Origin of the sequence: Mycobacterium persicum (genome assembly GCF_002086915.1) — a bacterium.
Taxonomy (GTDB): domain Bacteria; phylum Actinomycetota; class Actinomycetes; order Mycobacteriales; family Mycobacteriaceae; genus Mycobacterium; species Mycobacterium persicum.
In genome coordinates this window covers 1,960,619-1,980,202 of the sequence record NZ_MWQA01000001.1, presented here as the reverse complement: position 1 = coordinate 1,980,202, position 19,584 = coordinate 1,960,619, and the positions used below count along the sequence as shown (strand labels likewise).

At 66.4% G+C, this 19,584-nt stretch carries 14 protein-coding genes; 10 read left to right on the top strand and 4 right to left on the bottom strand.

Annotated features, from left to right (window positions below):
• Positions 1 to 7 precede the first annotated feature (7 nt).
• Both B4U45_RS08810 and pcrA read left to right on the top strand, forming a co-directional pair.
• A complete protein-coding gene (locus B4U45_RS08810) occupies positions 8 to 2,038 on the top strand; it encodes a PPE family protein (RefSeq protein ID WP_075549181.1) in 2,031 nt (676 codons plus the stop codon).
• Between the two features lie 68 nt (positions 2,039 to 2,106).
• On the top strand, positions 2,107 to 4,422 hold the full coding sequence (gene pcrA / locus B4U45_RS08805; RefSeq protein WP_075549182.1) for a DNA helicase PcrA: 2,316 nt from the start codon (positions 2,107 to 2,109) through the stop codon (positions 4,420 to 4,422).
• A 77-nt stretch (positions 4,423 to 4,499) separates the two neighbouring features.
• On the opposite strand, the gene B4U45_RS08800 is transcribed toward pcrA, so the two are convergent.
• Both B4U45_RS08800 and B4U45_RS08795 read right to left on the bottom strand, forming a co-directional pair.
• Positions 4,500 to 5,084, bottom strand: coding sequence for a hypothetical protein (locus B4U45_RS08800; RefSeq protein ID WP_167381711.1), 585 nt, complete (start codon positions 5,082 to 5,084; stop codon positions 4,500 to 4,502).
• A gap of 3 nt (positions 5,085 to 5,087) precedes the next feature.
• Positions 5,088 to 6,155, bottom strand: coding sequence for a M23 family metallopeptidase (locus B4U45_RS08795; RefSeq protein ID WP_075549184.1), 1,068 nt, complete (start codon positions 6,153 to 6,155; stop codon positions 5,088 to 5,090).
• Positions 6,156 to 6,407: 252 nt separating this feature from the next.
• Between B4U45_RS08795 and sucC the strand changes: the two genes are divergently transcribed.
• Positions 6,408 to 7,571: an ADP-forming succinate--CoA ligase subunit beta gene (gene sucC / locus B4U45_RS08790; RefSeq protein WP_075549185.1), complete on the top strand. Its 1,164-nt coding sequence runs from the start codon at positions 6,408 to 6,410 to the stop codon at positions 7,569 to 7,571.
• A gap of 23 nt (positions 7,572 to 7,594) precedes the next feature.
• Complete coding sequence (gene sucD, locus B4U45_RS08785) at positions 7,595 to 8,497, top strand: succinate--CoA ligase subunit alpha (protein ID WP_075549186.1); 903 nt, start codon at positions 7,595 to 7,597, stop codon at positions 8,495 to 8,497.
• A gap of 25 nt (positions 8,498 to 8,522) precedes the next feature.
• Here the strand turns inward: sucD and B4U45_RS08780 are convergent, their stop codons facing one another.
• Both B4U45_RS08780 and B4U45_RS08775 read right to left on the bottom strand, forming a co-directional pair.
• Positions 8,523 to 9,830, bottom strand: coding sequence for a PE family protein (locus B4U45_RS08780; RefSeq protein WP_176357460.1), 1,308 nt, complete (start codon positions 9,828 to 9,830; stop codon positions 8,523 to 8,525).
• Between the two features lie 177 nt (positions 9,831 to 10,007).
• On the bottom strand, positions 10,008 to 10,856 hold the full coding sequence (locus B4U45_RS08775) for an LLM class F420-dependent oxidoreductase (RefSeq protein WP_075549188.1): 849 nt from the start codon (positions 10,854 to 10,856) through the stop codon (positions 10,008 to 10,010).
• 211 nt (positions 10,857 to 11,067) lie between these two features.
• On the opposite strand from B4U45_RS08775, the gene B4U45_RS08770 reads away from it, so the two are divergent.
• The 6 genes from B4U45_RS08770 to B4U45_RS08745 all read left to right on the top strand — a co-directional run bounded on the left by B4U45_RS08770 (position 11,068) and on the right by B4U45_RS08745 (position 19,216).
• Positions 11,068 to 11,982 (top strand): DUF5336 domain-containing protein, encoded by a 915-nt coding sequence (locus B4U45_RS08770; protein WP_075549189.1) that lies wholly within the window; start codon positions 11,068 to 11,070, stop codon positions 11,980 to 11,982.
• 38 nt (positions 11,983 to 12,020) lie between these two features.
• Positions 12,021 to 13,364 carry a cell division protein PerM gene (locus B4U45_RS08765; RefSeq protein ID WP_219858666.1) on the top strand — a complete coding sequence of 448 codons (1,344 nt, stop codon included), beginning with the start codon at positions 12,021 to 12,023 and terminating at the stop codon, positions 13,362 to 13,364.
• A 175-nt stretch (positions 13,365 to 13,539) separates the two neighbouring features.
• Positions 13,540 to 14,169 (top strand): phosphoribosylglycinamide formyltransferase, encoded by a 630-nt coding sequence (gene purN, locus B4U45_RS08760; RefSeq protein WP_075549190.1) that lies wholly within the window; start codon positions 13,540 to 13,542, stop codon positions 14,167 to 14,169.
• A gap of 7 nt (positions 14,170 to 14,176) precedes the next feature.
• Positions 14,177 to 15,760 (top strand): bifunctional phosphoribosylaminoimidazolecarboxamide formyltransferase/IMP cyclohydrolase, encoded by a 1,584-nt coding sequence (gene purH, locus B4U45_RS08755; protein WP_075549191.1) that lies wholly within the window; start codon positions 14,177 to 14,179, stop codon positions 15,758 to 15,760.
• 86 nt (positions 15,761 to 15,846) lie between these two features.
• Positions 15,847 to 17,232, top strand: a complete 1,386-nt coding sequence (locus tag B4U45_RS08750) for a sigma 54-interacting transcriptional regulator (protein ID WP_075549192.1) — start codon at positions 15,847 to 15,849, stop codon at positions 17,230 to 17,232.
• The gene (locus B4U45_RS08745) at positions 17,225 to 19,216 is read left to right on the top strand and encodes a VWA domain-containing protein (RefSeq protein WP_075549193.1); all 1,992 of its coding nucleotides are present in this window, start codon (positions 17,225 to 17,227) and stop codon (positions 19,214 to 19,216) included. The genes B4U45_RS08750 and B4U45_RS08745 overlap by 8 nt, the downstream gene beginning before the upstream one ends.
• Positions 19,217 to 19,584: the final 368 nt, after the last annotated feature.

Genomic DNA, 19,584 nt, shown 5'->3' with positions numbered 1-19,584 from the left:
TGTGGTGATGAATTATTCGGTGTTGCCTCCGGAGATCAACTCTTCGCTGATGTTTGCGGGTGCGGGTGTGGCTCCCATGCTCGACGCCGCGGCGGCATGGGAAGGGTTGGCCGAGGAGCTGAGTTCGGCGGCGTCGTCGTTCGGCTCGCTGACTTCGGGGCTGGCCGCCCAGGCGTGGCAGGGGCCCGCGTCGACGGCGATGGTGGCAGCGGCCGCACCCTACGCAGGTTGGTTGAGCGCGGCGGCAACCCAGGCCGTGACGGCGGCCGGGCAGGCCCGAACGGTCGCCGGGGTGTTCGAGGCGGCGCGGGCCGCAACGGTCGTGCCGGCGGCGGTGGCGGCCAACCGGAATGCATTGGTGCAGATGGTGCTGTCGAACTGGTTCGGGCTGAACGCGCCGGCGATCGCGCACATCGAAGGCCTGTACGAACAGATGTGGGCCCAGGATGTGGCCGCGATGGCGGGTTATCACGGTGGGGCTTCGGCAGCGGCCGCGGGCCTGGCCCCGTGGCAGCAACTACTGCAGAACATCCCGGGCCTGAGCGCGCTGTCGGCCGTCGGCAACATCGGTGCCGGGAACCTGGGCCTGGGAAACATCGGCAGCGCAAACCTGGGCACCGGCAATACCGGTAATGCAAACTTCGGCAGCGGGAACAATGGCAACCTCAACTTCGGCGACGGAAACCTCAGCGGAATCCTCAATTTCGGCAGTGGGAACACCGGCAGTTTCAACATGGGCAGCGGAAACAGGGGCAGCAGAAACTTCGGCGCCGGTAATCGTGGCAACGGAAACTTTGGATTCGGAAACTCTCAGGCCACCGGTGGCGGAAACTTCGGGAGCGGAAACAGCGGCAGCGGGAATATTGGCAACGGTAATACCGGTAATCTCAATATCGGCAGCGGAAATTTCGGCAACGCCAACTTCGGCTTCGGCAACAGTGGTCCTGGAGTGATGCCCACGGCAGGCAACTCGAATGTCGGACTTGGTAATACCGGCAACTCCAATATCGGTATAGGCAATTTTGGCAACTTCAATATCGGGCTGGGCAATACTGGTGAGTTCAACATCGGCTTCGGCAACACGGGGAACAACAACTTCGGCATCGGTCTGACCGGCGACAATCAGTTTGGCATCAACTTCAATGGCCTGAACTCCGGCAGCGGCAACATCGGCTTATTCAATTCCGGCGACAACAATGTCGGCTTCTTCAATTCTGGCGACGGAAACTGGGGCATCGGTAACTCCGGTGACATCAACTCCGGAATCGCGAACTCCGGAAATACGAACACCGGCATCATGAACTCTGGTAACCACAATACGGGCTGGGTGAACACGACCAACACCAATGTCGGCTTCGGGAACTCTGGCCACGGAAATGTCGGTTTCTGGAACGCTGGAAGCGATAACGTGGGCGTCGGAAATGGCGGCGGCTTTGCGGTAGGTGCCTTCAACTCGGGCTCGAGCGGCACGGTGGGCTTCTTCAATTCCGGTGCGAGCAGTGTGGGCTTCTACAACTCCGGCTCCGGCAACACCGGCTTTGGTAATTCCGGCAACACCAACACTGGATTTTGGAACTCGGGGAGCATCAACACAGGTGCTGGCAATGCCGGCGACGTGAATACCGGCTACGGGAGCGCAACCGACACCGGGGCCACAAACTCCGGCTTCGGGAACACCGGCATCGGAACCTCGGGCTTCAACAACCATGGGAACAGTACTTCCGGGTGGGAGAACACCGGTAATTCGAGTGAGGGCTACGGAAACGTCGGTAATTTCCAGACGGGCTTCCAAAACACAAACAGCCGCAATACCGGCTTCTTCAACTCGGGCGTCAACTCCGTCGGGTTCTCGAATACCAGCAGCTTTGGAATCGGCTTTGCCAATGGCGGCGTTACCGGCAACGTGGGCTTCATGAACGTCGGCACCGACAACTCGGGCTTCGGCCAGTCCGGGACGTTGAACTCGGGCTGGGGCAATTCGGGTTCAAGCAGCTCGGGCAGCAATCACACCGGGACCGGCGAGTCCGGGTTCGAGTAGCAGCACCGTCCCAGACGCTCAGCCTGGCCCGACGAGTCGTCGGTGCGCGGCGGTAAGTTTGGACCGACATGAGTGTGCACGCGACCGACGCGAAGTCGGAAACAGATCAGCTGCTCGACGGCCTCAACCCGCAACAGCGCCAGGCGGTGCTGCATGAGGGCTCACCGCTGCTGATCGTCGCGGGGGCGGGTTCGGGTAAGACGGCGGTGCTGACCCGGCGGATCGCTTACCTGATCGCCGCGCGTGGTGTCGCGGTCGGGCAGATCCTGGCCATCACCTTCACCAACAAGGCCGCCGCCGAGATGCGGGAACGGGTGGTGCGGCTGGTCGGCGCCCGAGCCCGCTACATGTGGGTGTCCACGTTTCACTCGACCTGCGTGCGCATCCTGCGCAACCAGGCGTCGCTGATCGACGGCCTGAACTCCAACTTCTCCATCTACGACGCCGACGATTCGCGTCGGCTGCTGCAGATGATCGGCCGTGACATGGGCCTGGACATCAAGCGGTATTCGCCGCGGTTGTTGGCGAACGCGATCTCGAACCTGAAGAACGAGCTGATCGACCCCCATCAGGCACTGGCCGACCTGACCGACGACTCAGATGACTTGGCACGTAACGTCGCGTCCGTCTACGCCGAATACCAGCGGCGGCTACGGGCGGCCAATGCCCTGGATTTCGACGACCTCATCGGCGAGACCGTCGCGGTGTTGCAGACCTTCCCGGACATCGCCCAGTACTACCGGCGACGGTTCCGCCACGTCCTGGTCGACGAGTACCAGGACACCAACCACGCCCAGTACGTCCTGGTGCGCGAACTGGTCGGCCACGGCAGGCAAGACGGCGATAACCCGGTGCCACCCGCGGAGCTGTGCGTCGTCGGCGATGCCGACCAGTCGATCTATGCCTTCCGCGGCGCGACCATCCGCAACATCGAAGACTTCGAGCGCGACTACCCCGACGCGACAACCATTCTGCTGGAACAGAATTACCGCTCCACCCAGAACATCCTCTCGGCGGCCAACTCGGTGATCGCCCGCAATGCCGGGCGCCGGGAGAAGCGACTGTGGACCGACGCCGGCGAAGGGGAGTTGATCGTCGGCTACGTCGCCGACAACGAACACGACGAGGCCAGGTTCGTTGCCGACGAGATCGACGCGCTGGCCGAGCGTGGCGAGATCACCTACAACGACGTCGCCGTCTTTTACCGCACCAACAACTCGTCGCGGTCCCTGGAAGAGGTGTTCATCCGCGCCGGAATCCCGTACAAGGTCGTCGGGGGCGTGCGCTTTTACGAGCGCAAGGAGATCCGCGACATCATCGCCTACCTGCGCGTGCTGGACAACCCCGGCGACGCGGTCAGCATGCGGCGCATACTCAATACGCCGCGCCGCGGCATCGGCGATCGCGCCGAGGCGTGCGTGGCGGTCTACGCCGAAAACACCGGCGCCAGCTTCGCCGATGCCCTGGTGGCTGCGGCCGAGGGCAAAGTGCCGATGCTCAACACCCGCGCGGAGAAGTCGATCGCGGGCTTTGTGGAGATGCTCGACGAGCTGCGGGGCCGTCTCGACGAGGACCTCGGTGAGCTGGTGGAGGCGGTGCTGGAACGCACCGGGTACCGCCGGGAGCTGGAATCGTCAACCGACCCCCAGGAGCTGGCGCGGCTGGACAACCTCAACGAACTCGTCAGCGTCGCACACGAATTCAGCGCCGACCAGGCGAATACCGCTGCGCTGGAACCGGACAACGAAGACGTGCCGGACACCGGCGTATTGGCGGCGTTTCTGGAGCGGGTGTCGCTGATCGCCGACTCCGACGAGATCCCTGAGCACGGTTCCGGTGTCGTCACGCTGATGACGCTGCACACCGCCAAGGGGCTGGAGTTCCCTGTGGTATTCGTGACCGGCTGGGAGGACGGGATGTTCCCGCACATGCGGGCGCTGGACGACCCGACCGAACTGTCCGAGGAGCGGCGACTGGCCTACGTCGGCATCACGCGGGCCCGGCAACGGCTGTATGTCAGCCGGGCCATGGTGCGGTCGTCCTGGGGGCAGCCGATGCTGAATCCGGAATCGCGCTTCCTGCGTGAGATCCCGCAGGAGCTCATCGATTGGCGCCGCACCGCGCCGAAGCCGTCGTTCAGTGCGCCGGTGGGCGGAGCCGGCCGGTTCGGCGCCCCGCGGTCGGCGCCCACCCGTTCTGCAGGGGCGAGCAAGCGCCCGCTGCTGGTGCTACAGCCCGGCGATCGAGTCACCCACGACAAGTACGGCTTGGGCCGGGTCGAGGAAGTCTCTGGCGTAGGGGAGTCCGCGATGTCGCTGATCGACTTCGGCAGTTCGGGACGGGTCAAGCTGATGCACAACCACGCGCCGGTCACCAAGCTGTAGCGCTCTTTGCGCTGAGCGTGAACTCGCTGCGAAAAAATCGTGAGATCTTCGCAGTGGCAACACGTTCGGCGAAGCCGCTACTCCACGAGCCAGCGTTTGGTCGCCGGATGCAGGGCCAACACCGCGCTGGCGATCGGCAGTAGCGGCAGGGTGTGCACGATCCACCCGACGCGCGCACCGGCGATGAATACGCCGCCGTAGGTCAACACCGCGACCACCGCACCCGCCGCGATCAGATAGCGCCCCAGAGACCGGCGAAGCAGCAACATGATCACGCCGGTGACGGTGGCTGCGGCGAAGACCAGGGCCAGAAAACCCACCGCGATGCAGAACAGCCGATCCGTCCGCCACCATCCGGCAATCAGGTCGGTGGCCACCACCGAGGTGGCCCAGCCACTGACGATGCTGACCGCCGCGGCTGCGACGGCCGTCCAAGGACTCGGCTCATGGCCGATCGCGGCTGGTAGCGGCGGAAAGTGGTCCACCCGGCCGCTCGCGTCCAACCCTGTCGGGTGTCGCGCGATCTGGGTGGCCGCAGAATCGGATATCGCGGGCAGTGGTCCGGTCGGCGCCCGGCGGATGATGCGGGTGCGCGGTTCCTCGAGAGATCCAGTGGGCTCGGACGGGTTCTCAGGCGCGGGGGGACGGCTCGCTGCGGTCACCGGTCAGCCGGCGTAGTTGCCTACAAAGATTCCGCGCTTGGCCAGCCACGGCACCGGGTCGATTCGCTCGGTGCCGCCCATGAGCACTTCGAAATGGAGGTGCGGGCCGGTGGAAAAGCCCCGGTTGCCCATGGTGGCGATCTGGTCGCCCGCCATCACGCGCTGTCCGACGCTGACCAGCGTGGTGTTGACGTGACCATAGAGGGTCACCGTGCCGTCGGCGTGGCGCAGCTTGACCCACATGCCGTAGCCGGCGGTAGGGCCGGCGTCGATGACGACGCCGTCCGACACCGCGTAGATCGGCGTCCCGATGGAGTTGGCCAGATCGATACCAGCGTGCAGCACACCCCAGCGATACCCGAAATTCGACGTGAATATGCCTTTGGCCGGCAAGACATACAGCGGCTGCTGCAGTCGTGCCTCACGCTGGGCCCGCTCCTGCGCAAAAGCCACACCATGGGCGAGTTCGGCGTTGTGCACCGCCGCGCTTGCCGCCGGCTGCGCGGCAATGACCTGCACACCCCGGGGGGCGCCACCCGACCCGCCGGTGAGCGCCGACGCATTGGCGCTCAACACGGTATCGGCCGTGGTGGTGTCGGTTTGATGAGTTGCCGTATGCGCCGCGGCGGCAGCGGCGCCAGCGGCCATCGCCGAGATCAGCAGGCGTCCCTTGGCCGCGCTGGTCGGCTGCTTGCGGTGCTGCCCGCCTCGCCGGGGCACCGGGGTGACAGTCGCGGCGTGCGGACGCGCGGCAGGTGCTTGGCTCCCGGACTCGATGCTCACAGCGGCCAGCACCTCGGTCGGGCCGGCCAGCCAAGTCGGGGTCAGGTCGTCGGTCTCATGCAGGTCGTCGAGCTCGGGGGCCTGCAGTAACTGCACATCAGTGCCGAACTCGGGATCGCCGAAGTCCAGCTCGTCGAGGTCGGCGAGTTCCAGCTCGTCGAACCCGTCGAATCCGTCCAACGGGATGATTTCGGTGATTTCGTTACGGTGGTGATGTTGAGGCCGACGATCGCGGGATGCATAAAGCCCGCCTGCAGCGGCAGGACGGGCGAATCGGTGCTGGGACAATGCTGAAATGTCCTCGTATCGTGACCATAACGTTATCTGGACCCTGAGACGGTATCCGCTCACCGTCCGGGCTGGCAACCTCAGGACAATAACCCACGCACAAATGTGAGCTGTATCACGTTTGGAAGGCGACGCTATTCGGTGGCGTGCGCCACAGCGGTGGGATGCGATCGCGGCGTCCGTTTGGCGCCTCGCTACAGTTCCAACCGTCCCTACCGGCCCAGCAGATAGCCCAGCGAAGACAGTGAGCACATGGACCTTTTCGAGTATCAAGCCAAGGAACTGTTCGCCAAGCACAACGTTCCCAGCACGCCCGGCCGAGTGACCGACAGCGCCGAAGGCGCCAAGGCGATCGCCACCGAGATCGGTCGTCCGGTGATGGTTAAAGCACAGGTCAAAATCGGTGGGCGGGGCAAGGCGGGCGGCGTCAAATACGCCGCGACCCCAGACGACGCATACCAGCACGCCCAGAACATCCTCGGCCTGGACATCAAGGGCCACATCGTCAAGAAACTGCTGGTCGCCGAGGCCAGCGAGATTGCCGAGGAGTACTACATCTCCTTCCTGCTGGACCGCGCCAACCGCACCTACCTGGCGATGTGCTCGGTCGAGGGCGGCATGGACATCGAAGAAGTGGCCGCCACCAAGCCGGAGCGGTTGGCAAAGGTTCCGGTGGATGCGGTCAAGGGCGTCGACGTGGCGTTTGCACGTTCCATCGCCGAGCAGGGTCACCTGCCGGCCGAGGTGCTCGACGCCGCCGCCGTCACCATTTCCACGCTGTGGGAGCTGTTCGTCGCCGAGGACGCCACCCTGGTCGAGGTCAACCCGCTGGTACGCACCCCCGACGACCAGATCCTGGCGCTGGACGCCAAGATCACTCTCGACGCCAACGCCGACTTCCGTCATCCCGATCACGCCGAGTTCGAGGACCGTGCGGCCACCGATCCGCTGGAGCTGAAGGCCAAAGAGCACGACCTCAACTACGTCAAGCTCGACGGGCAGGTCGGCATCATCGGCAACGGCGCCGGCCTGGTGATGTCGACCCTCGATGTCGTCGCCTATGCCGGTGAGAAGCACGGCGGCGTCAAGCCGGCCAACTTCCTCGACATCGGTGGCGGCGCTTCGGCCGAGGTCATGGCCGCCGGACTGGACGTGGTGCTGGGCGACGAGGATGTCAAGAGCGTGTTCGTCAACGTCTTCGGCGGCATTACATCCTGCGACGCTGTGGCCACCGGGATCGTCAAGGCGCTGGAAATTCTGGGCGGTGAGGCCAACAAGCCGCTGGTGGTGCGGCTGGACGGCAACAACGTCGACGAAGGCCGGCGCATCCTGGCCGAAGCCAACCACCCCCTGGTGACGCTGGTGTCGACGATGGACGAGGCCGCCGACAAAGCCGCCGAGCTGGCGAGCGCCTGAAAGCCAGAAAGGACCACACGACAATGGCGATCTTCCTGACCAAAGAGAACAAGGTCATCGTCCAGGGCATCACCGGCTCTGAGGCCACCGTTCACACCGCCCGGATGCTCAAGGCGGGCACCCACATCGTCGGCGGCGTGAACGCCCGCAAGGCCGGCACCACCGTCACCCACGAGGACAAGGGCGGCAGGGTGATCAAGTTGCCGGTATTCGGCAGTGTCGCCGAGGCGATGGAAAAGACCGGCGCCGACGTCTCGATCATCTTTGTGCCGCCGCGATTCGCCAAGGACGCGATCATCGAGGCGATCGATGCCGAAATTCCGTTGCTGGTGGTGATCACCGAGGGCGTACCGGTGCAGGACACCGCATACGCCTGGGCCTACAACGTGGCCAAAGGCGGCAAGACCCGCATCATCGGCCCCAACTGTCCCGGCATCATCACGCCCGGCCAGGCGCTGGTGGGCATCACCCCGGCCAATATCACCGGACCCGGCCCGATCGGCCTGGTGTCCAAGTCCGGCACGCTGACCTACCAGATGATGTTCGAATTGCGGGACCTCGGTTTTTCCACTGCCATCGGGATCGGCGGTGACCCGGTGATCGGCACTACCCATATCGATGCGATCGAGGCCTTCGAAAAGGATCCCGACACCAAGCTGATCGTGATGATCGGCGAGATCGGTGGTGACGCCGAAGAGCGCGCGGCCGACTTCATCAAGGCCAATGTGTCCAAGCCGGTCGTGGGTTACGTCGCCGGCTTCACCGCGCCGGAAGGCAAGACCATGGGCCACGCGGGCGCGATCGTGTCCGGCTCGTCGGGCACCGCGGCCGCCAAGAAAGAGGCACTCGAGGCGGCCGGGGTCAAGGTCGGCAAGACGCCGTCGGAAACCGCGGCCCTCGCCCGGGAAATATTGAAGACTCTTTAGCGCGCCTGGTCGCCGTCTAGGTCGGCTACGGCGTGCCGGGTTTGCCCGGCACGCCGAACAGTTGTCCGCCGTCACCGCCTTGGCCGCCGGTGCCCGGGGGCGCCCCCGGCCCGCCGTTGCCACCGTTCCCGCCGAAGCCTAGGAGCAATGCGGCGCGTCCCCCGTTGGCGCCGGCTCCGCCGGGATTACCGCTGGCGGCTCCTCCCGGCCCGCCGGCACCGCCGTCGCCGAAGAGTAAGCCGGCGTCGCCGCCGGCACCGCCGGCACCTGCGCCGGTACCTCCGCCGTTGCCGCCGCCACCGCCGGCCCCGCCAGAGCCCGACAGTACGCCGCCACTCCCGCCGGCCCCACCGGCCCCACCGAGGGGACCGAACCCGCCGACGCCACCGATGCCGCCGGTGCCGTTGACGAATCCGCCGTGGCCGCCGGTCCCCCCGGTACCGCCGGAAGTACCAGCCACTAACCCGTCCCCGCCGTCACCGCCGCCCCCGCCCGAGCCGAGCAGGATTCCGCCGGCGCCACCGGCGCCACCCACGCCGCCGGAGGTGCCGGCGACGATCGTCGCACCACCGCGGCCGCCTTCGCCGCCGGTGCCGAACAATCCGCCGGCGCCGCCGGCGCCGCCCGCGCCGCCGTTGCCGCCGAGTGTCGCCGCCGCGCCGGCGCCACCGACGCCGCCGGTGCCGAAAAGTAGCCCGGCAGCCCCGCCCGCGCCGCCGGCACCACCGAAGACGCCGCCGTTCCCGCCAGCTCCGCCGTTGCCGAACAGCCCGCCGGCTCCGCCGTTGCCACCCGGGGCCGCGGGCCTCCCGGTTCCACCGGCTCCGCCGTTGCCGAACAGGCCGGCCGACCCGCCGTTGCCGCCGGCGGGGTGGGCGGTGGTGCCTGAGCCGCCCGCGCCGCCGTTGCCGATCAGTAACCCGCCGGGCTGGCCGTCCGCGCCGGGTGCTCCATTGGCCCCATTACCGATCAGCGGACGTCCCAGCAGCAGCGTGGTGGGCGCGTTGAGGACATCGAGAAGCTGTTGCTCCAGAAGCTGCAACGGTGAGGCATTTGCGGCCTCGGCCATCGCATACTGCCCTGCACCTGCGCGCACGAGCGCCACAAACTGGTCGTGAAATGCCGCCGCCTGAGCGCTCAGCACCTGATATCCCTGGGCATGCGCCGCGAACACCGCGGCGACGGCGGCCGAGACCTCGTCGGCGCCCGCCGCCAGCACCCCGCCCGTTGGGGCCGCGGCGGCGGTGCTGGCCGCCCTGATCGTCGATCCGATACCTGTCAGATCGGCAGCAGCGTCCACCAGGAATTCCGGCGTGGTGAGGACAAACGACATGTGCCACCTCCCGCGCGAGGGCGTGAGCGTCGATCCAAAACGTTGTCGGAACCAGGTCCGATCGCTGCTTCCGGGCAAGTTTTCTTATGGTAGAGCTCTCCGGCGGCAGATATCCCTTGCTTTCCCAAGATTTCTGGACGCGCATGCGCGCTCGGCGGCGCCTGGCCGGCGTCTAGGCTACGCTGCGGCGGCCAGCTTGCCGGCCAGCCGCTCCACATACGCGGCGACTTCGGTTGCCGAGCGGTCCGGCAGGCCGAACAGCACCTCGGTCACTCCCAATTCGGCCCAGCGCGCCAGCTTCTCAGGCACCGGCTTGAAGTCCAGGGCCACGATCTGGGGAGCCCCGTCGCGGCCGGCGGCTGCCCAGGTGTCCTGTAGCAACCTCACCGGCTCGTCAATGTCAACATCGCGCGGCGTGGTGATCCAGCCGTCGGCGCTACGCGCAATCCACCTGAAGTTCTTCTCGGTGCCGGCGGCGCCCACCAGGATCGGAATGTGTGGCTGCACGGGCTTGGGCCACGCCCAGCTGGGTCCAAATTTGACGAATTCGCCGTAGTAGGCGGCTTCTTCTTGGGTCCACAATGCCCGCATCGCCTCCAGGTATTCGCGCAACATGGTGCGTCGGCGCTCTGGCCGCACGCCATGGTCGGCGAGTTCGTCTGTGTTCCAGCCGAATCCGACGCCGACGCTGACCCGCCCCCCGGATAGGTGGTCCAGCGTAGCAATGCTTTTGGCCAGCGTGATCGGGTCGTGCTCCACCGGCAGCGCAACCGCGGTTGACAGCCGGACCCGGGAGGTGACCGCTGAAGCCGCGCCCAAGCTCACCCACGGGTCCAGCGTGCGCATATAGCGGTCATCCGGCAGCGACGCGTCACCCGTGGTGGGATGGGCGGCCTCCCGTTTGACCGGGATATGCGTATGTTCGGGCACGTAGAAAGTGCGAAAGCCATGGTCGTCGGCCAGTTTCGCGGCTGCGGCCGGGGAGATGCCACGGTCGCTGGTGAAAAGGACAAGCCCGTAATCCATGAACAGAATTAGAACGTGTTCTACCTCAGCCGGGCAAGCGGCTCATCTGCCGGTCGTCGGCAGCGGTGACCGGGCCGGTATCGCGGGGGCAAGGTCGCCACGGCGCGAGTACCCGGCCGTGCGCTAGCGTGGGTCATCGAATTGTGTCGCAGGGAGCAATCGTCGCATTGCAGCAGGCGTAGCGACAGCACCGGAGGTAACAGGAGGAGCCATGACCTACTCACCAGGTAGTCCCGGATATCCGCCCGCGCAATCGGCCGGCTCCTACGGAGGCGCCACACCATCTTTCGCCAAGACTGACGACGGTGTCAGCAAGCTTCCGATGTACCTGAGCATGGCGGTTGTCGCGCTCGGGCTGCTGGCGTATCTGGCCAGCTACGGTCCGATGTTCACGGTGAGCTCAGAACTCGGCGGGGCCGGCAGCGAGGTTTCCGGCGATACCGGGTTGGCTGTCGGCCTGGCTCTGCTGGCCGCACTGCTTGCGGGGGTGAGTCTGCTGCCCAAGGCCAAGAGCTACGTGGCCATCGTCGCCGTGGTCTCGGTGTTGGGCGTGTTGCTGATGATCGCGGCGACGTTCAACAAGCCCAGCGCCTATTCGACCGGCTGGGCGCTGTGGGTCGTCTTGGTGTTCATCGTGTTTCAGGCGGTTGCCGCGGTCGGCGCGCTGCTGTTGGATGCGGGTGTCATCTCGGCGCCGGCACCGCGGCCCAAATTCGATGCTTACGGCCAGTATGGCCAGTACGGCCAATACGGACAGTACGGCGGTCAGCCCGGCGGGTACTACGGTCAACCGGGTGCGCAGCAGCAGGCCGCGCCCAGCCCTGCGCAGCCGTCCGGATACGGGTCGCAATACGGTGGTTATTCGTCCAGCGCCGGCTCCAACCCGTCGACCGGCGGCTTCGGCGCCCAGCAGCCCGGCCAGTCGGCGCCCCAGCCGATGCACCAGGGTCCGTCCACCCCGCCCACCGGCTTTCCGAGCTTCGGCCCGCCGCCGCCGGTCAGTGCCGGAACGGGATCCCAGGCCGGGTCGGCTCCGGTCAACTACTCAAACCCCGCCGGGGGACCGCAGTCCTATGGACAGGGGCACGGCCAGCAGTCGTCGTCATCCGGTTCGGCGCCGGTCTAGTCGGGCGCTCTCGCGCTGGGTAGGCACGTGCGCGAAGAGTGAATAGGGTGTCGGCAAACGAGGACAACCGAGCAGCGGGTGCGCGCCAGGCACGCGACCTCGTCAAGGTTGCGTTCGCTCCTGCCGTGGTGGCGCTGGTCATCATTGCCGCGGTGACGCTGCTGCAGTTACTGATCGCCAACAGCGACATGACCGGGGCGTTGGGCGCGATCGCCAGCATGTGGCTGGGCGTTCATCAGGTGCCGATCTCCATCGGCGGTCGCGAACTCGGCGTCATGCCGCTACTGCCGGTTCTGCTGATGGTATGGGGCACCGCGCGTACGACGGCCTTGGCCACCTCGCCCTACTCGTCTTGGCTCGTTGTGCGATGGGTTGTCGCGTCGGCGCTGGGCGGGCCGCTGCTGATCGCGGCGATCGCCCTTGCGGTCATCCACGACGCCTCGTCGGTGATCACCGAACTACAGACGCCCAGCGCGCTGCGGGCGTTCACCGGCGTGCTGGTAGTGCATGCCATCGGCGCGGCGGTCGGGGTGTGGTCGCGGGTGGGCAGACGGGCGTTGGCGGCTTCGCGGCTGCCGAATTGGCTGGGCGATTCGGTGCGCGCCGCTGCCGGCGGGGTCTTGGCATTGCTGGGACTGTCCGGCCTGGTGACGGCGGGGTCGCTGGTTGTTCACTGGGCGACGATGCAAGAGCTTTACGGGATCACCGACTCGATCTGGGGCCAATTCAATCTCACGCTGCTCTCGGTGCTGTATGCGCCCAACGTCTTCGTCGGCGCCGCGGCGGTCGCCGTTGGGTCCAGTGCCCATATCGGTTTTGCGACGTTCAGTTCGTTCACCGTCTTCGGCGGCGATATTCCGGCCGTGCCGATCCTTGCCGCAGCGCCCACACCGCCGCTCGGGCCGGCGTGGGTCGCTTTGCTGATCATCGGAGCAGCATCTGGGGTCGCGCTGGGGCAACAGTGCGCCCGCCGGCCGCTGCCGTTGCTTCCGGCAATGGCCAAGGTGTTGGTGGCAGCGCTTATCGGGGCCTTGGTGATGGTGCTGCTCGGTTACGCCGGCGGCGGCAAGCTGGGCAACTTCGGCGCTGTCGGCGTGGACGAGGGGGCCATGCTGATTGGTGTTTTCTTCTGGTTCACCGTGGTTGGCGGCCTGACGGTGGCGATGGCCGGCGGGATCACCAGGCGTCCGCGCTCGCCCGAACCGCGGCCCGCCCCGCCGATTGAGGAAGAAACGTCTGCGGTCGCGGTCGACGAGGGCGATCAACCCCACGATGTCATCGAGGAGTCGCCGCAGCCTGAGGACGTCGACGTTTGTGGAGACGACGGCGTGTCCTTAGCAGGGCAGCCCGAGTCGGACTCCAGCTCTCAGCGCGAGGATTAGGCCTGTTGTGCGCCGCCTGCCGCGCCTGGCGCGGTGTCCGAGCGCGAGCCTGTACTGACGTCATCGAGTCTGCGTACAGCGCGCCGACACGCGCGTGGAAGTAGCTGTGGATGCAGGTTCGATGCGCTGGCGCGCCCGGCCTCGTCGCCAGACGGGGCCAGACTAGGCTCGCCATGTGCAGGAACCGCTCCGGGTGCCCCCGAGTGCACCGACGCGAGTGGTAGTGCTGGCATCGGGCACCGGATCGCTGCTGAACGCGCTGCTCCAAGCCGCGGTGGGCGACTATCCGGCGCGGATTGTCGCCGTCGGGGTGGATCGCGAGTGCCGGGCCACCGAGATCGCCGCGCGGGCATCGGTGCCGAGCTTCACGGTCCGGGTCGCCGACTACCCCGGCCGCGACGCCTGGGACGCGGCTATCACCGATGCCACCGCCGCCCATTCACCCGATCTAGTGGTATCGGCTGGATTCATGAGAATCCTTGGGCCGCAATTTCTTTCACGATTCAGCGGACGTATCCTCAACACCCATCCCGCCCTGCTACCGGCGTTCCCGGGTGCCCACGGCGTGGCCGACGCGTTGGCCTACGGTGTGAAGGTCACCGGCTGTACGGTGCATCTGGTGGATGCCGGCGTGGACACCGGGCCGATACTGGCGCAGCAGGCCGTTCCGGTGCTCGACGGTGACGACGAAGAGACATTGCACGAGCGCATCAAGGTCATCGAACGGCGACTACTCGTCGACGTGGTGGCCGCGATTGCCACCGGCGGCCTGACCTGCATCGGACGAAAGGCGACCCTGGGATGAGCACAGTATGACCGGCGAGAGCGTACGGAAGCCGATCCGCCGCGCGCTGATCAGCGTGTACGACAAGACCGGGCTGGTAGAGCTGGCTGCGGGCCTGACGGCGGTCGGCGTCGAAATCGTCTCCACCGGATCAACGGCGAAGACCATTGCCAGCAAAGGCATTCCGGTAACCCGAATCGAGGAGCTCACCGGATTTCCGGAGGTGCTCGACGGCCGGGTCAAGACCCTGCACCCACGCGTGCACGCCGGGCTGCTGGCCGACCTGCGCAAGCCCGAACACCGGGCCGCGCTGGACAAACTCGGGGTCGCGGCGTTCGAACTGCTGGTGGTCAACCTGTATCCGTTCAGCCAGACCGTCGAATCCGGCGCCGGTATCGACGAGTGCGTCGAACAGATCGACATCGGCGGGCCGTCGATGGTTCGGGCGGCGGCCAAGAATTTTCCCAGCGTGGCCGTGGTCACCGACCCACTCGGCTACGACGGGGTGCTCGCCGCGGTGCGCAGCGGCGGATTTAGCCTCGGCGAGCGTAAAAAGCTGGCGTCGCTGGCATTTCAGCACACCGCCGAATACGACATCGCCGTGGCGAGCTGGATGCAGTCGACGCTGGCGCCCGAGCAACCCGAAGCGACTTTCCCGCATTGGTTCGCCAGAAACTGGCGTCGTCAGGCGATCTTGCGCTACGGCGAGAACCCACACCAGCATGCCGCCCTCTACACCGACCCGGGCGCCTGGCCAGGACTGGCACAAGCCGAGCAGCTGCACGGAAAAGAGATGTCCTACAACAACTTCACCGACGCGGATGCGGCCTGGCGGGCGGCTTTCGATCACGAACAGATCTGTGTGGCCATCATCAAGCACGCCAACCCTTGCGGCATCGCGATCTCGTCGGTTTCCGTCGCCGACGCACATCGCAAGGCCCATGCCTGCGACCCGCTGAGCGCCTACGGCGGCGTGATCGCGGCCAACGCCGAGGTCAGCGTCGAAATGGCGGAGTACGTCAGCACCATCTTCACCGAAGTCATCGTCGCGCCAGCGTATGAGCCGGGTGCCCTAGACCTATTGGCGCGCAAGAAGAACGTCCGGGTGCTGCTGGCATCCGAGCCCCAGAACGGCGACACCGAACTGCGTCCGGTCAGCGGAGGACTGCTGATGCAGCAGCGCGACCAGCTCGACGCACCCGGTGACAACCCGGCCAACTGGACGCTGGCAACCGGATCACCGGCCGACCCGGCGACGTTGACCGACCTGGTGTTCGCCTGGCGCGCCTGCCGCGCGGTCAAGTCGAACGCGATCGTCATCGTCGCCGACGGCGCCACCGTCGGGGTCGGCATGGGTCAGGTCAATCGGGTCGATGCCGCGCGGCTGGCCGTCGAACGAGGTAATGCACGCGGCGGCGAGCGAGTACGCGGCGCCGTTGCGGCATCGGATGCCTTCTTCCCGTTCCCCGACGGACTGCAGACGCTAACCGCTGCGGGGGTCAAGGCGATCGTGCATCCCGGCGGGTCGGTGCGCGACGACGAGGTAACCGCCGCGGCAGCCGAAGCCGGGGTCACCTTATATCTCACCGGAGCACGCCACTTTGCTCATTAAGGCCCACTGAGGGCAGGAAAGTACCGGGAAAGTCAGCGTTGACATACACTCTCGTCGCCAGAAGAAAGATGGCGTCGTAGCGTGGAGTGGTGACTTCACCGAGCAACCTGCCGCGCACCGTCGGCGAGCTACGTGCCTCCGGTCATCGCGAGCGGGGGGTCAAGCAAGAAATCCGGGAAAATCTACTGACCGCATTGGCCGAGGGTGACGAGGTCTGGCCGGGCATTCTGGGTTTCGAGGACACGGTGTTGCCGCAAGTGGAGCGGGCTCTGATCGCGGGTCATGACTTCGTCCTGCTCGGCGAACGCGGTCAGGGCAAGACCCGGCTGCTGCGCGCGTTGACCGGACTGCTCGACGAGTGGACGCCGGTAATCGCCGGAGCCGAACTGGGGGAGCACCCGTATCGGCCGATCACGCCGGAATCGATCCGGCGGGTCGCGCAGTTGCGTGACGACCTGCCGGTGGCGTGGAAGCATCGCAGCGAGCGCTATACGGAGAAGCTGGCCACCCCGGACACCAGCGTGGCCGACCTGGTCGGTGACATCGACCCGATCAAAGTCGCCGAGGGCCGCAGTCTTGGCGATCCCGAGACCATCGCCTACGGGCTGATCCCGCGGGCACATCGTGGCATCGTCGCGGTCAACGAATTACCCGATCTGGCCGAGCGCATTCAGGTGTCGATGCTCAACGTCATGGAGGAGCGCGACATCCAGGTCCGCGGCTACACGCTGCGGCTGCCGTTGGACGTCCTGGTCGTCGCCAGCGCCAATCCCGAGGACTACACCAACCGCGGTCGGATCATCACGCCCCTCAAGGACCGGTTCGGCGCCGAAATCCGTACCCACTACCCGCTGGAGCTGGAAGCGGAAGTGGGTGTGATCGTGCAGGAGGCGCACCTGAGCGCACAGGTGCCCGACTATCTGATGCAGGTGATCGCGCGGTTCGCCCGGTACCTGCGGGAGTCGCACTCGATCGACCAGCGGTCCGGTGTGTCGGCCAGGTTCGCAATCGCGGCGGCGGAAACGGTCGCGGCCGCGGCGCGGCACCGGGGCGCGGTGCTGGGCGAAACCGATCCGGTGGCCCGGGTGGTCGATCTGGGCACGATCATCGACGTGCTGCGCGGCAAGCTGGAGTTCGAGTCCGGTGAGGAGGGCCGCGAACAGGCCGTACTCGAGCATTTGTTGCGCCGCTCGACCGCCGACACCGCGTCCCGAGTGCTCGGCGGCATAGACGTCGGCCAATTGGTGACCGCCGTCGAGCGGGGTTCGGCCGTGACGACAGGCGAGCGGGTGTCGGCCAAGGACGTGCTGGCCGCGGTTCCGGGGCTGCCCGTCGTCGACCGGATCGCCAGAAAGCTGGGCGCGGAATCCGAGGGCGAGCGCGCCGCGGCGCTGGAACTCGCGTTGGAGGCGCTGTACCTTGCCAAGCGCATCGACAAGGTGTCCGGGGAAGGCCAAACCGTCTATGGCTAAGCCTTTTGGGGCGCACTCTTCACGGTACTCGGCATACACCGGCGGACCCGACCCGCTGGCGCCGCCGGTCGACTTGCGCGAGGCGCTCGAACAGATCGGCCAAGACGTGATGGCCGGCACCTCGCCGCGCCGGGCACTGTCCGAGCTGCTGCGCCGCGGCACCAAGACCATGCCGGGCGCCGACCGGCTGGCCGCCGAGGCAAACCGGCGCCGACGGGAGCTGTTGCGCCGCAACAACTTAGACGGCACCTTGCAAGAGATCAAGAGACTGCTCGACGAAGCGGTGCTGGCCGAACGCAAGGCATTGGCCCGCGCGCTGGACGACGACGCGCGATTCTCGGAGCTGCAGCTGGATGCGTTACCGCCGTCACCGGCCAAAGCCGTTCAGGAGCTATCCCAGTACCGCTGGCGTAGCGGTGAGGCCCGCGAAAAATACGACCAGATCAAGGATTTGCTCGGACGCGAGCTGCTCGACCAACGCTTCGCCGGGATGAAGCAAGCGCTGGAAGGCGCGACCGACGAGGACCGTCGCCGGGTCAACGAGATGCTCGACGATCTCAACGGTTTGTTGGACAAGCACGCCCGCGGCGAGGACACTCCGCAGGACTTCCAAGACTTCATGGACAAGCACGGCGAGTTCTTTCCGGAGAACCCGCGCAACGTCGAGGAGTTGCTGGACTCGCTGGCCAAGCGGGCGGCCGCGGCGCAGCGGTTCCGCAACAGCCTGAGCCAGGAGCAACGGGACGAGCTCGATGCATTGGCGCAGCAGGCATTTGGGTCGCCGTCGCTGATGCAGGCGCTGAGCCGGCTCGATAGTCATCTGCAAGCCGCGCGGCCCGGCGAGGACTGGACCGGATCCGAGCAGTTCTCCGGTGACAACCCGTTCGGTATGGGCGAGGGCACCCAGGCGCTGGCCGATATCGCTGAGCTGGAGCAGCTGGCCGAGCAATTGTCGCAGAGTTACCCGGGCGCAACGATGGACGACGTCGACCTGGACGCGCTGGCCCGCCAGCTCGGCGACCAGGCCGCCGTCGACGCCAGGACGCTCGCCGAATTGGAACGCGCTCTGGTCAATCAGGGTTTCCTGGATCGTGGTTCCGACGGCCAGTGGCGGCTGTCGCCCAAGGCGATGCGCAGGCTGGGCGAGACGGCGTTACGTGATGTGGTGCAACAGCTTTCCGGACGTCGTGGCGAACGGGACCACCGGCGCGCGGGGGCCGCCGGAGAATTGACCGGTGCGACCCGGCCCTGGCAGTTCGGCGACACCGAGCCGTGGAACATCTCCCGGACGCTGACCAATGCCGTACTGCGCCAGGCCGGGACGACGTCGATGCCCCGTTCGGGCATTCGGATCACCGTCGACGACGTGGAGGTGTCCGAGACCGAAACCCGTACCCAGGCAGCGGTTGCGCTGCTGGTCGACACCTCGTTTTCGATGGTGATGGAAAATCGCTGGCTGCCGATGAAGCGAACGGCATTGGCGCTCAACCACCTGGTGTGCACGCGGTTCCGCTCAGATGCCCTGCAGATCATCGCGTTTGGCCGCTACGCCCGAACCGTAACGGCGGCCGAGCTGACGGGTTTGGAAGGTGTCTATGAGCAGGGCACCAACCTTCATCACGCACTGGCGCTGGCCGGGCGTCACCTGAGCAAGCACCCCAACGCACAGCCGGTCGTATTGGTGGTGACCGACGGTGAGCCCACCGCCCATTTGGAGGATTTCAGCGGGGAGGGGACGGGTTCTGCTGTCTTCTTTGATTATCCGCCGCATCCGCGGACCATTGCCCACACGGTGCGGGGTTTCGACGACATGGCCCGGTTGGGTGCGCAGATCACGATCTTCCGGCTGGGCAGTGACCCGGGTCTGGCCCGGTTCATCGATCAGGTCGCACGACGGGTGGAGGGCCGGGTGGTGGAACCCGATCTCGACGGGCTGGGGGCGGCGGTGGTGGGCGACTACCTCCGGTCGCGGCGACGCAGGTAGGTGGTGGCAACCCGCGGGCAACGATGTGCCGACGGATTTCTTTGGTATAATTGGCTTTTGGGCGTTGCCCGGGTTGTGCTCCTGGTTGGCCGGGTCAAGCGGCCACTGCCACATCAGCCACATTGGTCTCTGTGGGTGAGGATGTTGGTCGTGCCCACCTAATAGCGACAAACCCTGCGCGACTTGGCTTGTCGCTACGAGCGGTCGTGGGGCTGCGCCCCGGTATGGGGAGATGGAAATCGCATGCTGGTGCGGTTGGGTCGGTGGCCGGCGCCGCCGAGTGCGCGCTGGCGGCGCCGAGTGTGTGCTGGTGGCGCCGAGCGTGCCGTCAGGGCGGCCGATCGCGGCGGTTACCGCCCCCCATACAC